This window comes from Pseudomonas sp. PSPC3-2, assembly GCF_049897085.1.
GTDB lineage: Bacteria > Pseudomonadota > Gammaproteobacteria > Pseudomonadales > Pseudomonadaceae > Aquipseudomonas > Aquipseudomonas paraveronii.
Map to the genome: position 1 here is coordinate 16267 of NZ_JAFCVO010000020.1, position 14299 is coordinate 30565.

Annotated in this window: 10 protein-coding genes and 1 pseudogene; 5 read left to right on the top strand and 6 right to left on the bottom strand. The window is 61.5% G+C overall.

Features of this window, described 5'->3' with window-relative positions:
* Nucleotides 1-3: 3 nt before the first annotated feature.
* The 4 genes from ACP7CJ_RS24935 to ACP7CJ_RS24950 all read right to left on the bottom strand — a co-directional run bounded on the left by ACP7CJ_RS24935 (nucleotide 4) and on the right by ACP7CJ_RS24950 (nucleotide 8885).
* Entirely contained in the window at nucleotides 4-1170 is a 1167-nt protein-coding gene (locus ACP7CJ_RS24935; protein ID WP_276193238.1) for a GGDEF domain-containing protein, read from the bottom strand.
* A gap of 51 nt (nucleotides 1171-1221) precedes the next feature.
* On the bottom strand, nucleotides 1222-3459 hold the full coding sequence (gene glgB / locus ACP7CJ_RS24940) for a 1,4-alpha-glucan branching protein GlgB (RefSeq protein WP_426102507.1): 2238 nt from the start codon (nucleotides 3457-3459) through the stop codon (nucleotides 1222-1224).
* Complete coding sequence (treS, locus tag ACP7CJ_RS24945) at nucleotides 3456-6803, bottom strand: maltose alpha-D-glucosyltransferase (protein WP_426102509.1); 3348 nt, start codon at nucleotides 6801-6803, stop codon at nucleotides 3456-3458. Before treS ends, glgB begins: the two co-directional genes overlap by 4 nt.
* Before the next feature lie 93 nt (nucleotides 6804-6896).
* Nucleotides 6897-8885, bottom strand: coding sequence for an alpha-1,4-glucan--maltose-1-phosphate maltosyltransferase (locus ACP7CJ_RS24950; protein WP_247399484.1), 1989 nt, complete (start codon nucleotides 8883-8885; stop codon nucleotides 6897-6899).
* 204 nt (nucleotides 8886-9089) lie between these two features.
* On the opposite strand from ACP7CJ_RS24950, the gene ACP7CJ_RS24955 reads away from it, so the two are divergent.
* The 5 genes from ACP7CJ_RS24955 to ACP7CJ_RS24975 all read left to right on the top strand — a co-directional run bounded on the left by ACP7CJ_RS24955 (nucleotide 9090) and on the right by ACP7CJ_RS24975 (nucleotide 13152).
* Nucleotides 9090-9263: a hypothetical protein gene (locus ACP7CJ_RS24955; protein WP_247399487.1), complete on the top strand. Its 174-nt coding sequence runs from the start codon at nucleotides 9090-9092 to the stop codon at nucleotides 9261-9263.
* 13 nt (nucleotides 9264-9276) lie between these two features.
* Nucleotides 9277-9516 (top strand): DUF3203 family protein, encoded by a 240-nt coding sequence (locus ACP7CJ_RS24960; protein WP_426102511.1) that lies wholly within the window; start codon nucleotides 9277-9279, stop codon nucleotides 9514-9516.
* A 184-nt stretch (nucleotides 9517-9700) separates the two neighbouring features.
* Nucleotides 9701-11116, top strand: a complete 1416-nt coding sequence (gene ccoG, locus ACP7CJ_RS24965) for a cytochrome c oxidase accessory protein CcoG (RefSeq protein WP_426102513.1) — start codon at nucleotides 9701-9703, stop codon at nucleotides 11114-11116.
* 94 nt (nucleotides 11117-11210) lie between these two features.
* A complete protein-coding gene (gene mapR, locus ACP7CJ_RS24970) occupies nucleotides 11211-12620 on the top strand; it encodes a GntR family transcriptional regulator MpaR (protein ID WP_426102577.1) in 1410 nt (469 codons plus the stop codon).
* A 67-nt stretch (nucleotides 12621-12687) separates the two neighbouring features.
* Entirely contained in the window at nucleotides 12688-13152 is a 465-nt protein-coding gene (locus tag ACP7CJ_RS24975; protein ID WP_276193242.1) for a hypothetical protein, read from the top strand.
* Between the two features lie 12 nt (nucleotides 13153-13164).
* Here the strand turns inward: ACP7CJ_RS24975 and ACP7CJ_RS24980 are convergent, their stop codons facing one another.
* Nucleotides 13165-13911, bottom strand: coding sequence for an SDR family oxidoreductase (locus tag ACP7CJ_RS24980; RefSeq protein WP_426102515.1), 747 nt, complete (start codon nucleotides 13909-13911; stop codon nucleotides 13165-13167).
* Nucleotides 13912-14047: 136 nt separating this feature from the next.
* Nucleotides 14048-14273 (bottom strand): annotated as a pseudogene (locus tag ACP7CJ_RS24985) (MHYT domain-containing protein); the annotation flags it as partial.
* Nucleotides 14274-14299: the final 26 nt, after the last annotated feature.

Below are 14299 nucleotides of genomic sequence, written 5' to 3' on the forward strand. Positions count from 1 at the left end.
GCCTTACTGCGCCACGGCCACTTGATTGCGGCCAAGGGCCTTGGCGCGATAGAGCGCCTTGTCGGCGCTATTCATCAGCGCGTGCAAGTCCTCATCCTGAGTATGCGTCGACGCCACGCCGAGGCTGGCGGTCAGGCCCTGTACAGGTTCGAACACCATACCGGAGATAGCCTTGATCAGTTCCTCAGCGATACTCCGAGCGGTTTCCAGCGACGTATTGGGCAGCAACACCGCAAACTCCTCGCCCCCCAAGCGGCCAAACACATCGGCCTGGCGAAACGACGCGCAGATCACTCCGCCGATCTGCCGCAGCACCTGGTCACCGGCCTGATGACCGTAGGTATCGTTGATTTGCTTGAAGTGATCCATGTCCATCATCAACGCGCACAGCGGTTGTTGGTTGAGGCGACACTGGGTGTACAACGACTGCGCATGCTCGAAAAACGCACGGCGGTTCATCAGCCCGGTGAGTTCATCGGTCTGTGCGGCATGCGTTGAAATAGTGTGGGCGCGTTCCATTTGCCGAGTCAGGCGGAAGGCTGTTTCCAGGGCATCGGATAACTTGCGCGTGGCGCTGACCACAAACGAAGAAAACACCAGCACTGCAATCGCCACCCCGCCCAGCATCGACGACGGCTGAAACAGCAGCCACAGCGTGCACGGCAGCAGCACCAGGCCCATGGACACCATCGTCATGTAGCGATAGGCCGAATAGCACGACACAGCGCTGACAGACATGCCCACGGTAAACAGTATCACCAGCACTTGGGACATCCGGTCGTCACTGGGCATCACCGCAAACGCACCAGCGCCCCAGATGCTGGCGGACAGCATCAAGGTGATCCAGTAACGGCGCTCCCAGCGTTCCGGCGTGCGCTCGCTGTTGGGGCTGCGAAACCACTCCAGGAACATTTTCACCCGCAGCAGCGATGATGCACCCAGCAGCACCAGCCATACCTGCATGACGTGGTGGTCAAAACGATCCCAGCACAGCCAGCAGAGCATGGCCGCCGCAAAAAAGCTGCCGAGAATGGCGGCAAATGACTGACGAAACAACTGGTGCAAACGGTCGGTTCGCACCTGCTCTTCTATAACGCAATCCTGGTCTTGCTTGTGCCCAAGGCCATTCATGAAATCCGCCTGATTCGACTGCCGCGACAAAGGCGCCATTGTGGCACCCTGCCACTAGCGCGGACAATAGAATCCAGCACCTTAGCGCGCTTAACTGTCTTGGGGACGTAAAATCAGCACGCCCAATGGCGGCAAATTCAACGACAGCGACACCGGCTGCCCATGACGCGGCTCATCTTCGGTGAACACCCCCCCGCCATTGCCATAGTTGGAACCGGCATACGTGTCCGCATCACTGTTGATCACCTCGCTCCAACGCCCGGCAAACGGCACGCCGACCTTGTAGGCTTCACGGGGCACCGGCGTGAAGTTGGCCACCACCAGCACCGGCCGGCCGTCCTTGCTCCAGCGCAGCCAGGCATAGACGCTGTTGATCGCATCGTCGCCGATCAGCCACTGGAAACCCTGGGGCGCGTCGTCCTGCTCATACAGCGCCGGTTCCTCGCGGTACAGGCGATTCAAGTCACCGACCAGCTTCTGTACCCCACGGTGTTCGGGGTATTGCAGCAGGTACCAGTCCAGTTGCTGGTCGTGGTTCCATTCGCGCCATTGGCCGAACTCGCAGCCCATAAACAGCAGCTTCTTGCCCGGGTGCATCCACATGAAACTCAGATAGGCACGCAGGTTGGCGAATTTCTGCCAGCGGTCGCCGGGCATCTTGTCGATCAGCGAGTGCTTGCCATGGACCACTTCATCGTGGGAGATCGGCAGGATGAAGCGCTCGGACCAGGCATACACCAGGCCGAAACTCAGTTCATTGTGGTGGTGGGCGCGGTAGACCGGGTCTTGCTGGATGTAATGCAGGGAATCGTGCATCCAGCCCATGTTCCACTTGTAGTTGAAGCCCAGGCCCCCCTGTTGGGTCGGCTGGCTGACGCCCGGCCAGGCCGTGGATTCTTCGGCGATCACCAGCGCGCCGGGTGCTTCCAGGGCGACCACGTCGTTCAAGTGCCGCAGGAAGTCGATGGCTTCCAGGTTCTCGCGGCCGCCATAGCGGTTGGGCACCCATTCGCCGGCCTTGCGCGAATAATCGCGGTACAGCATCGAGGCCACGGCATCCACGCGCAGGCCATCGACATGGAAGTGTTTGAGCCAGTGCAGCGCCGAGGCCAGCATAAAGCCATGCACTTCGGTGCGGCCCAGGTTGTAGATCAACGTGTCCCAATCCTGATGGAAGCCTTCCAGCGGGTTGGCGTATTCGTACAACGCTGTGCCATCGAATTGCGCGAGACCGTGGGTATCGGTGGGAAAATGCGCCGGCACCCAGTCGAGGATCACGCCGATGTCGGCCTGGTGACAGGCATTGACGAACTCGGCGAATTCTTGCGGCGAACCGAAGCGCGCAGTCGGCGCGAACTGGGACAACGCTTGATAGCCCCAGGAGCCGCCGAACGGGTGCTCCATGATCGGCATCAGCTCGATATGGGTGAAACCCAGTTGCTGCACATACGGAATCAGCCGCTCGGCCAGTTCGCGCCAGCCGTACTGGCGCGCAACCTCACCGGCCTCGTCCAGCTCGCACTGCCAGGAGCCGACGTGCAGTTCATAAATCGACAGCGGCGCGGTGGGCTTCTGCTTTTCGGTGCGCGCCTGCATCCACGCGTGGTCCTGCCAGTCGACCTGCAGCGGCGCAGCGACTTTCGACGCGGTGTCGGGTGGCATCTGGGTGGCCAGGGCCATCGGGTCGGCCTTGAGCGGCAAGATGCCGTTGGCGCCGAGGATTTCGTACTTGTAGGCCGCGCCCGGTTGCAGGCGCGGGATAAAGATCTCCCACACGCCGGATGGATGCCGCAGGCGCATCGGGTGGCGCCGGCCATCCCAGATATTGAAGTCGCCCACCACCGAAACACGCCGGGCGTTGGGCGCCCATACGGCGAAGCGCACGCCCTGCACGCCATCGACCGTGGTCACCTGGGCACCCAGGCAGTTGCTGAGGTCGCGGTGATTGCCTTCGGCAAACAGGTACAGGTCCATTTCCCCCAGCAGCAATTGCTGGAAGCTGTAAGGGTCTTCCGTGATCTGTTCGCCACCGGCCCATTGGATCTTCAACACGTAGGCCTGGCGACTGCTGAAATGCCCGATAAACAAGCCCGGCACCGAGGTCGCATCGAGGCTGCCGATCGGCTCGCCACCGTCGCGACTCAGCACCTGGACGCTCAAGGCCTCCGGCAGGAACGCACGGATAAACTGGCCGCCGTGCTCATCATCATGGGGCCCGAGAATCGAGAACGGATCATGGTGCTCGGCGCGCACCAGCGCTTCGACGTCCTTGGACGCCGGCATTGCAGTCAGTTTTGGCTGCAGCGGTTCTTTATTTGTAAAGCTCATGACGTCTCCCCACCGCGTACAGATTTCGATCCAGGTATGAGCCCGCTCAGCAAACCGTGTAAACCCTGCAAGGGCACCGGCAGCCAGGTCGGGCGGTTTTCCGCTTCATAGGCCACTTCGTACGCGGCCTTCTCCAGGCTGAACAACGTCAGCGCTGCGTCTTGGCCTTTGGCATCCTGCCAGTCATGCGCCAGTGTAGCCGTCGTCGCGTGATAACCCTTGATAAATGCCAGACGCGCCTCACTTAGGTAGCGCTCGGTCACACGCTGACGTGCGGCGTGCGCTGCGGGTGATTGGTCCACGCCCTGCACATTCAAGGCCATGGCCGCCGCGTAATCAAAGGAACGCAGCACACCGCTGACATCTTTATACGGGCTGTGCTTGCCGCGCCGTTCGTGCAGCGGCCGCGCCGGTTCCCCTTCAAAGTCGATCAGGTAGGCGTCGCCTTTCACCACCAGCACCTGGCCCAGGTGCAAATCACCATGGACGCGAATGCGCAGCCCGCCCAACGTGGCGTTCGCCAATGCCTGAACATGACTGGCGATGGCTTTTTTCTGATCCAGCAATTCACTGACCCGCGCCTGATCGGCCGGGTTCAATTGGTTTTGATGCAGTTTGAGCAATTGGAGGGCGCGTTCGATCTGCGCACCGACATCCTTGGCCCAGGCCTGGGCATCCTTGGCCGTGGTGACTTCGGGGTTGAAATCCTGGTTGGCCGTTGACGCCGCCAGCACGCCGTGCATTTCACCCAGGCGCTGCCCGAGCAAACCGGCGAAGTCCGCCAGCTCGCCCAAGGCGTTGTAGTGCTGCTCCTGTTCGGAGATGGCTTCGGCCAGTTCGTCGCGTATGGCGCGTTCCAGGTTGTTCTGGGTCCAGCCCCAGGCGTCGCCCTGGTTGCTCAGGTAGCCCTGGGCAATCATCAACAGGTTGTCCTGACCTTCGGCGTCACGCCGAATCATCGAACCGAGCAACGGCGAAATGTTCGGGTAACCGGCTGCGGTCAGGTAGGCACTCATCTCAAGCTCCGGGTGTACCCCGGCGCTGACTTTACGGATCAGCTTGAGCACCAGGCTCTCGCCCACCACCACCGAGCTGTTGGACTGCTCGGCGGCCAGGTAACGCACTGCCGATTCATCGCTCAGTTGCAGGTTGGCCAGGTGCGGCGTGGCTTCAAAACGCAACTCGCCTTGGCTGGTGGTCAAGACTGTGCCCACCTGCAAGGCCTGGATCACTGCACGGATGAAGTGTTCCAGGCTGAACGCATCGGTCACCAACCCAACCTGGCGCACGCGTCGCACACGGGCCAGGGCCAGTTGTTGCGGCAAGGCGCTGGTGAACTGGTCTTCGCCGAGGAAGCCGAACGGCAGTTGATAGCGGCTGACCTGGCCACCGGCGCTCACGTCGATTTCGCTGAGCAGCACCGGGTGTTGCGGGTCGCCGAACCGTACACCATAGGCAATATGCACGCTGTCGATGGCCGTGTCCTTGCCGGCGAACCAGCGGCGCTTGGGCAGCCAGCTCGGCAGCGACGTGTGCTCCAGGGCGTTGCGACACGGTTCGTCGAGCAGCTCTTCCATGCGCTTTTTCAATACCAGGGTGGTGAAGTCCGGCATGCTTTGCGCCGGTTCCACATGCCAGCTGGGCATCTGGTTTTCCGCCGCCAGCACAAACCAATAGAAGCCATACGGCGCCAGGGTCAGCAGGAAATTCAACTGACCGATGGGCGGGAACGCATTACCGCCGAGCATCTCCACCGGCACCATCCCGGCGAAGGCCGAGAGGTCCAACTCGGCCGCCTGGGCGCTGCGCGAGACGTTGGCCACGCACAGGATGATTTCAGTGCGGCCATCGTCCCCGGTGTATTCGCGGGTATAGGCGAGGATGCGGCGGTTGCTCGGCGAAAGCATTTTTAAACTGCCCCGGCCAAACGCCTTGGACTGCTTACGCACCGCGAGCATGCGGCGGGTCCAGTTCAGCAGCGAATGCGGGTCCTGGGCCTGGGTTTCGACGTTGACCGACTGGTAGCCGTATTGCGGGTCCATGATCGGCGGCAGCACCAGGCTGGCCGGGTCGGCGCGGGAAAAGCCGCCGTTGCGGTCGATGGACCACTGCATCGGCGTGCGCACGCCGTCGCGGTCGCCGAGGTAAATGTTGTCGCCCATGCCGATTTCATCGCCGTAATACAGGGTCGGCGTACCGGGCATCGACAGCAGCAGGCTATTGAGCAGCTCGATGCGACGGCGGTCACGCTCCATCAACGGCGCCAAGCGCCGGCGAATGCCCAGGTTGATGCGCGCGCGCCGGTCAGCGGCGTAGTAGTTCCACAGGTAGTCGCGCTCTTTGTCGGTGACCATTTCCAGGGTCAGTTCATCGTGGTTGCGCAGGAAGATCGCCCATTGGCAATTGGCCGGAATTTCCGGGGTCTGGCGCAGGATGTCGGTGATCGGGAAACGGTCTTCCTGGGCCAGCGCCATGTACATGCGCGGCATCAGCGGGAAGTGAAAGGCCATGTGGCATTCATCGCCGTCGTCGCCCTTTTTGTCGCCGAAGTACAACTGCGTGTCTTCCGGCCACTGGTTGGCTTCGGCCAGCAACATGCGGTCGGGGTAGTGGGCGTCGATCTCGGCGCGGATCTGCTTGAGGACGTCGTGGGTCTCCGGCAGGTTTTCGTTGTTGGTGCCGTCGCGCTCGATCAGGTAAGGGATCGCGTCCAGGCGCAGGCCGTCGATGCCCATGTCCAGCCAGTAGCGCATCACCGACAGCACGGCTTTCATCACTTGCGGGTTGTCGAAGTTGAGGTCGGGCTGGTGCGAATAGAAACGGTGCCAGAAGTACTGGCCGGCCACCGGGTCCCAGGTCCAGTTGGACTTCTCGGTATCGAGGAAGATGATGCGGGTGCCGTCGTATTTCTGCTCGTCATCGGACCACACGTAGAAGTCCCGCGCCGCCGAACCGGGCTTGGCCTTGCGCGCCCGCTGAAACCACGGGTGCTGGTCGGAGGTGTGGTTGATCACCAGTTCGGTGATCACCCGCAGCCCGCGTTTATGGGCTTCGGCGATAAAGCGCCTGGCGTCGGCCATGGTCCCGTAGTCGCTGTGTACGCCGCGGTACTCGGAGATGTCGTAGCCGTCGTCGCGACGTGGCGAGGGGTAGAACGGCAGGACCCAGATGGTGTTCACACCAAGGTCGGCGATGTAGTCGAGTTTGGCGATCAGCCCGGGAAAGTCACCGATGCCGTCGTTGTTGGAGTCGAAATAGGATTTGACGTGAACCTGGTAGATCACCGCGTCCTTGTACCAGAGCGGGTCTTTGATAAAGGTGGCAGCCTTGGGTTTCTTCGCCATTGGAAGCTCCTGAAAACTCGAAAATCTTGCAGACTGAACCGGGTCAATGTGGGAGGGCGCTTGCCCCCTCCCCCATGTCGATCCCCACTACGCTTAGGATGCAGTGATCCGCCAAATCCCAAACGGCATCTGCGGTTCCAGCCGCATCCATTGGGTCTTGCCGTACCAGGTCCAGCGATGGCCGTTCATCAAATCTTCGCCCTGGGTGTGGGCGTCGTCAGGCAGGCCCAGCTCCCACAGCGGCAATTCAAAGTGGGCTTCCTGGGCATTGAACGGGTCGAGGTTGACCGCCACCAGGATGAAATTGCTGCCGTCCACGCTGCGCTTGCCGAAGTACAGAATGTTGTCGTTCCATGCGTTGTAGAGCGTCAACCCCAGGTGTGTCTGCAACGCCGGGTTTTGCCGGCGGATGCGGTTGAGTTGGGCGATCTCGGCAATGATGTTGCCGGGCGCGGTGAAGTCCCGTGGGCGGATCTCGTATTTCTCCGAGTCCAGGTACTCTTCCTTGCCCGGCACCGCCGCGGCTTCGCACAGTTCAAAGCCCGAATACATGCCCCACAAGCCTGAACCCATGGTCGCTAGCGCGGCGCGGATCAAAAAGCCAGGGCGCCCGGATTGATGCAAGAAGCCGGGATTGATGTCCGGGGTATTGACGAAGAAGTTCGGTCGGAAGCACTCGCGCCACGGCGACTCGTTCAATTGCGTCAGGTACTCGCCCAGCTCGGCCTTGGTGTTGCGCCAGGTGAAATAGGTGTAGCTCTGGGAGTAACCGACCTTGCCCAAGCGCGCCATCATCGCTGGCGTGGTGAACGCTTCGGCGAGGAAGATCACTTCCGGGTACTTGGACCGCACGTCGCCGATCAGCCATTGCCAGAATGGCAGCGGCTTGGTGTGCGGGTTATCGACGCGGAATGTCTTCACGCCCTCTTCCACCCAGCCCACCACAACGTCACGCAACTCGGTCCACAGGCTGGGGATCGCATCGGCGGCATAGAAATCGACGTTGACGATGTCCTGGTACTTCTTCGGCGGGTTTTCCGCGTATTTGATCGTGCCGTCAGGGCGCCAGTTGAACCATCCCGGGTGCTGCCTGAGCCACGGATGGTCCTGGGAACACTGAATGGCGAAGTCCAGCGCGATTTCCAGGCCGTGCTCGGCGGCGGCCTTGATCAGGCGGCGAAAGTCGTCGCGGCTGCCCAGTTGCGGATGAATCGCGTCGTGGCCACCCTCCTCGCTGCCGATCGCGTAGGGGCTGCCCGGATCGTCCGGGCCGGCGTTCAACGCATTGTTCTTGCCTTTGCGGTGGCTGCGGCCGATCGGATGGATCGGCGGGAAGTACAGCACGTCAAAGCCCATGTCATGGATCATCGGCAAGCGCGCGTGCACGTCGTTGAACGTCCCGTGACGCGCGGGATCGTCGGTGATCGAGCGGGGAAACAGCTCGTACCAACTGGCAAACTGCGCCCGCTCGCGCTCCACGTCGATCGGGTAGACGGTGCTGATGCTCAAGTAGGCGTGGTGATCGGCCTGGGTCATCAAGTGTGCACTGTCGTCGTGCAAGAACAGGGCAACCTGCTCGGTTTCCAGCAGGCCGGAAAGCTCGTGGTGCAACAGCATCAGGCGCTCGCGCAACGGATTATCACTGCGCTCGGCGGCCTGCAGCACCAGGCTGCGGCCTTCCTGCAACTCGAGGCTGACCGGTACGCCGGCCTCATGTTTCTTGCGCAGTTCGTAGCAGAAGCTGGCAAAGGTATCGATCCAGGCTTCGATGCAATATTCATGGGGGCCTTGGGCGGTAACGGTAAACGCGCCCTCCCAGCCGTTGTTGCCGACATCCGCCATGACCACGCGGTGCCAGCTTTCATCTTGCAAGGCGCGCCAGCGGATCACCACCGCGAGCGTGTCGTGGCCATCGGCGAACACCTTGCTGGTGACGCTGATGCGCTGGCCGACCACGGCCTTGACGGCAAATTCGCCGCCGTCGATCACCGGCATGGTGCTTTCAATGGCTATGCGAGGCAGCAACAAAGCCTGGGACAGCGGCAGTACGCGATCGTCTGGAGTCAGTGTTTCAGCAGTCATCGAGCATCTTCCCCTTACGCCCTGTGGACGCTCTTTGCTTGATCCGAATTCTGATACGGCACCGCTCTCCCTGAGCAGGGCCACATAAGGTCCGAGCCCGGGTGAAGGTGAAAAGTTCAGGTGGATGTGCCGCCATCGGCGGGGGAATCAATTCCCCCAGGCGGCTGTCCACCGATAGAGCAAAGCACAAAGGAGGCCACACCGATGAATATCCCGATCCCCGCTGAAACCCCCGACCCGAATATCGACAAGCCAACCCTGCCGCCCACCGAACCAAACCCGGCGCCGCCTCCCGAGGAAGAACCGCCGCAAGACCCGCCCGTGCGGGTGGAGGAGCCGCTGGCCGGAGGCTACCCCCCAACCATCACCAAACGATGACAAGGAACTCACCATGCCTGTACGTATCGAAAACCACACCTGCTACTTCAAGGTCGATGACAACGGCCAGGAACAAAGCCTGGCCGCGACTCAAGTCACCCTCAGCACCGACAGCGAAAAATCCATGTCTTTCGTGGCGCTGAACGGCGACCGGATCTACATCACCGAAGTCGAGGCCGACGCACTGACCGTCGCCGGCGCCAAGGACGGCCGTAAACACCTGAGGGCGAGCGACAGTGATTCGGTGATTTGATTGATCTGTATCAGCACATGCTGAACCGAGCTGCGCCCCACGCGCCACGGGGTGCAGCACATTGTCGCAGGCGCGCTTGAATGGCGCATCTGATCCGCTTTTTATCGCCACACCTGAGTCTGTTATGCAAACAGCACGGCGAGCATAGTTCGTCGGCCTGATGGAGGCTGATGAGCGAACGACCATGAGCGAAATAATCCCCGTCCGAACCGTGGAAATCCACGAGCCTGCACACCCGAAGAAGGTGAAGGCCCAATCCAGCGACAACCTGATCCATACCCGTAGTTTTACCGGCCTGTTCCGCACCTTGCGCGTCGCCGGTGCAGGCTTTCTGTTCCTGGCGTTTTTCGGCACCGTGTGGCTGAACTGGGGCGGTCGCCAGGCCGTACTGTGGGACTTGGCCGAAAGCAAGTTCCACATTTTCGGTGCGACCTTCTGGCCGCAGGACTTCATCCTGCTGTCGGCGCTGCTGATCATCTGTGCCTTCGGCCTGTTTGCGATCACCGTGTTCGCCGGCCGGGTGTGGTGCGGTTACACCTGCCCGCAAAGCTCGTTTACCTGGCTGTTCATGTGGTGTGAAAAAGTCACCGAAGGAGAGCGCAACCAGCGCATCAAGCTGCAAGCGGCGCCCTGGAGCCTGAACAAACTGGCGCGGCGCTCGGCCAAACATACGCTGTGGTTGGGCATCAGCGTGCTGACCGGGCTGACCTTTGTCGGTTACTTCACGCCCATACGCCCGCTGGCCGCCGAACTGCTGACCTGGCAACTGGGTGGCGTAAGCCTGTTCTGGGTGGTGTTTTTCACCGCAGCCACTTACATCAATGCTGGCTGGCTGCGCGAAGCGGTGTGCATGCACATGTGCCCGTATGCGCGGTTCCAGAGCGTGATGTTCGACAAGGACACCCTGACCATCTCCTACGATGCGGCCCGTGGCGAACACCGTGGCCCGCGCAAGCGTGAGGCCAAACCGGCGGACGTCGGCCTGGGCGACTGCATCGATTGCCACGTGTGCGTGCAGGTGTGTCCCACCGGCATCGACATCCGCGATGGCCTGCAAATGGAATGTATCGGCTGCGCGGCGTGCATCGATGCCTGCGATTCGATCATGGACAAAATGGGCTACGCCCGCGGCCTGGTGAGCTATACCAGCGAACATCAACTACAAGGCGGCAAGACCCACCTGCTCAGGCCACGCCTGATCGGCTACAGTGCGGTGCTGCTGCTGATGATCGCCGCGCTGGTCGTGGCGCTGGTGCAGCGGCCAATGGTGTCGCTGGACGTGACCAAGGACCGTGGCATGTTCCGCGAGAACAACCAGGGCCAGATCGAAAACATCTACAGCCTCAAGGTCATCAACAAGACCCAGCAACGCCAGGACTACCGCCTGGAGCTGGTGGATGCCGAGGGCTTCCAGTTGCAAGGCAAGACCCAGATCAGCCTGGCACCGGGGGAAATCAGCGATGTGCCGGTGTCGGTGGCCTTACTGGCGGACAAGCCGGCGAGCAGTTCGCAGACCCTGCGTTTCAAGGTCACGGACGTCGACGAACCGTGGGTCTATAGCGCTGCCGACAGCCGTTTCGTGGCGCCGTTGAACCGCTGAGGGTTCGCCTGAATAAGCGATAAAATGTGGCCGCTGGCTTGCCGGCTGCCACATGTCGCCCTGCGTACATCCCGAGAAGATTAATTTGGCCACCCTGAAACGCTACGAAAAATTCGCCGACGACATTGCCGAACTGATCCGCTCCGGCGTGCTCGGCCCTGGCCAGCGAGTGCCCTCGGTGCGCTATGCCAGCCAGACCTACGGCGTCAGCCCGTCCACGGTGTTCCAGGCGTATTACTTGCTGGAACGCCGCGGCCTGATCCGGGCGCGGCCGCGTTCCGGCTATTTCGTCAACACCCATGCGCCGAGCCCGTTTTCCGAGCCGGTGGTGAGTGAACATGTACATGCGTCCACCGAAGTCGATGTGAGCGAATTAGTGTTCTCGGTCCTCGACTCCATCAAAGACCCGAATACCGTGCCGTTCGGTTCGGCCTTCCCCAGCCCGATGCTGTTCCCGCTGCCCCGCCTGGCCCGCTCCCTGGCCAGTGCCGGCCGTGAAATGGACCCGCGCCTGGTGGTGACCGACATGTCGCCGGGTAACCCGCAACTGCGCCGGCAGATTGCCCTGCGTTATATGGTCGGCGGCCTGATGCTGCCGATGGAGGAGCTGCTGATCACCAACGGCGCCCTCGAAGCGTTGAACCTGTGCCTGCAGGCCGTCACCGAGCCGGGCGACTTGGTGGCCATTGAAGCGCCGGCGTTTTATGCCTGCCTGCAAGTACTGGAACGCCTGAAACTCAAAGCGGTGGAAATTCCCGTGCATCCGCGTGACGGCATCGACCTCAACGCCCTGGCGCAAAGCCTGGAGCGCTACCCGATCAAAGCCTGCTGGACCATGACCAGCTTTCAGAACCCCATCGGCGCCACGCTGCCGGAAGCGAAGAAACAGGCACTGGTGGAACTGCTGCGCCGCCACCAGGTGCCGTTGATCGAGGACGACGTCTACGCAGAGTTGTACTACGGGCAACAGGCGCCGAAACCCGCCAAGGCCTTCGACACCGAGGGCCTGGTGATGCACTGCGGCTCATTCGCCAAGAGCCTGGCACCGGGCTATCGCATTGGCTGGGTGGCGGCCGGGCGCTATGCGCAAAAGGTCGAGCGCCTCAAGCTGATGACCTCGCTATGCCCATCGATGCCTGCTCAGGCTGCGATTGCCGACTACCTGCAACACGGCGGCTATGACCGGCACTTGCGCAAGTTACGCTATGCACTGGAAGAACAGCAAAGCGCGATGCTCGCGGCCATTGCCCGATATTTTCCGGCGCAGACGCGGGTCAGCCAGCCAGCCGGCGGGTATTTCCTCTGGCTGGAACTGCCGGAACAAACGGACTCGCTCAAGTTGTTCCAGATGGCGTTGGCCCAAGGCATCAGCATCGCGCCGGGGCCGATTTTCTCGGCGACCCAGCGTTTCAGGAACTGTATCCGCTTGAACTACGGCAGCCCGTGGTCCGACGCATCGGAAAAAGCGATGGAGACCTTGGGACGGATTGTGCGGTCGTTTTGAACCGGAACCAGACGGCCGAACGGACCACATAGGAGGCGCCTTTCCTGGTTCGAATCGGAGATTCCTTATGCGCGTTGCTTTACCCGCAGGGCTTACACCCTTGCCCATTCCACCCAACTACATGCAGGCGGCCGAACAAAAACAGGTCCGCGCAATGCGCGGTCCGACAGGCCGACCGGCCGGCGACCATCGCTCGGCAGAGCAAATCATCGAACAGAGCGCGGTCATGAGGCGTTTCCTGCAGGGCCGCGACAGTTACGCGATCGCTGATGACCTTAAGACGCAGATCGGTGATTGGACCCCATCCAACGCAGCCCCGGATGCACGCGCTGACGCGGCCCACAACATGGAAAAAGTGCTGCGGTTTCTCGATAACCTGAACGACAGCACCTTGAACGGCAGCCATGCCCGCAACGGGCGTATCGATGGGTTCTTCAACGACGGCTACAGCACTCTGGATAACTCCGAAGCCAGCCTGCTCAAGGCGTTCTCGCTTAAAGGCTATGACGTGCTGCGCCCTCTGCCAACCTGATGGCCGGGGGTCTCAACGACCGCCGCCCAGGTCAACGAACGTCCCGGTGGCATAGGAGGCCTTGTCTGACAACAGCCAGACAATCGCCTCCGCCACTTCATCCGGTCGGCCGCCACGCGCCATCGGAATCCCGGACTCCAGCTTGCTGACCCGGTCCGGGTCACCGCTCAGGGCGTGGAAGTCGGTGAAGATATAGCCGGGGCGCACCGCGTTGACACGAATGCCCTCGCCCGCCACTTCCTTCGCCAACCCCACGGTAAAGCTGTCCAGCGCGCCCTTGGAGGCGGCGTAGTCGACATATTCACCCGGCGAACCGAGACGCGCCGCCACCGACGACACATTGACGATACTCCCGCCCTGCCCACCATGCCGGGGCGACATACGCAGCACCGCGTGCTTGGCGCACAAAATCGGCCCGAGTACGTTGGTCTTCAGGACCTTCAGGATGCGGAACTCGGACATCTCATCAACGCGAGATTTATGCCCCACCGTGCCTGCATTGTTGACCAACGCCGTAACGCGACCCAGTTCAGTGTCAACGCGGTGGAACAATGCGATCACTTCATCCTCGATGCTCACATCGGCGCGCACCGCAATGGCTTGGGCGCCTAGCGCGCGGACCTGTTCGAGAACGCGGTGAGCGGCTTCTTCATCCGACTGGAAGTTGATGCAAATGCGATAGCCCTGGCGAGCGGCCAGCAATGCCGTCGCCGCGCCAATCCCGCGACCGCCCCCGGTGATGATGAGGACTTTGTCCATGCCTACAGTCTCCTGAATCAACCAAATGTTTAGCGTTGGCGCCAAGAATACCCGTCAAGTGCTGTGCTTGTCAGGCGTCAGCGCTGCTTCTGCGCGATGGATGTCCGCCATGAAGCCATCCGCCGGTAACGGATGCCGGCATCATGCGCATCGCGGCCATGCCGGTGTAATGCATGCTGCTGATGCCCACGCCCATGATCAACGCGGTAATGTCCAAGTCAAAGCCGAGGGTGGGCGGCAGCCTGAGCGCCAACATGCCGACAAAAGTGCTTGGGCCACACGCCCTCTCCCATCGCCAATACCCCGCCCAGCATCCACAAACAGATGGCGCGGCCCTTGGCCTTGGCAATGCGTCCAGCGAGGAGAAGTCACTACCGATAAGCATGGG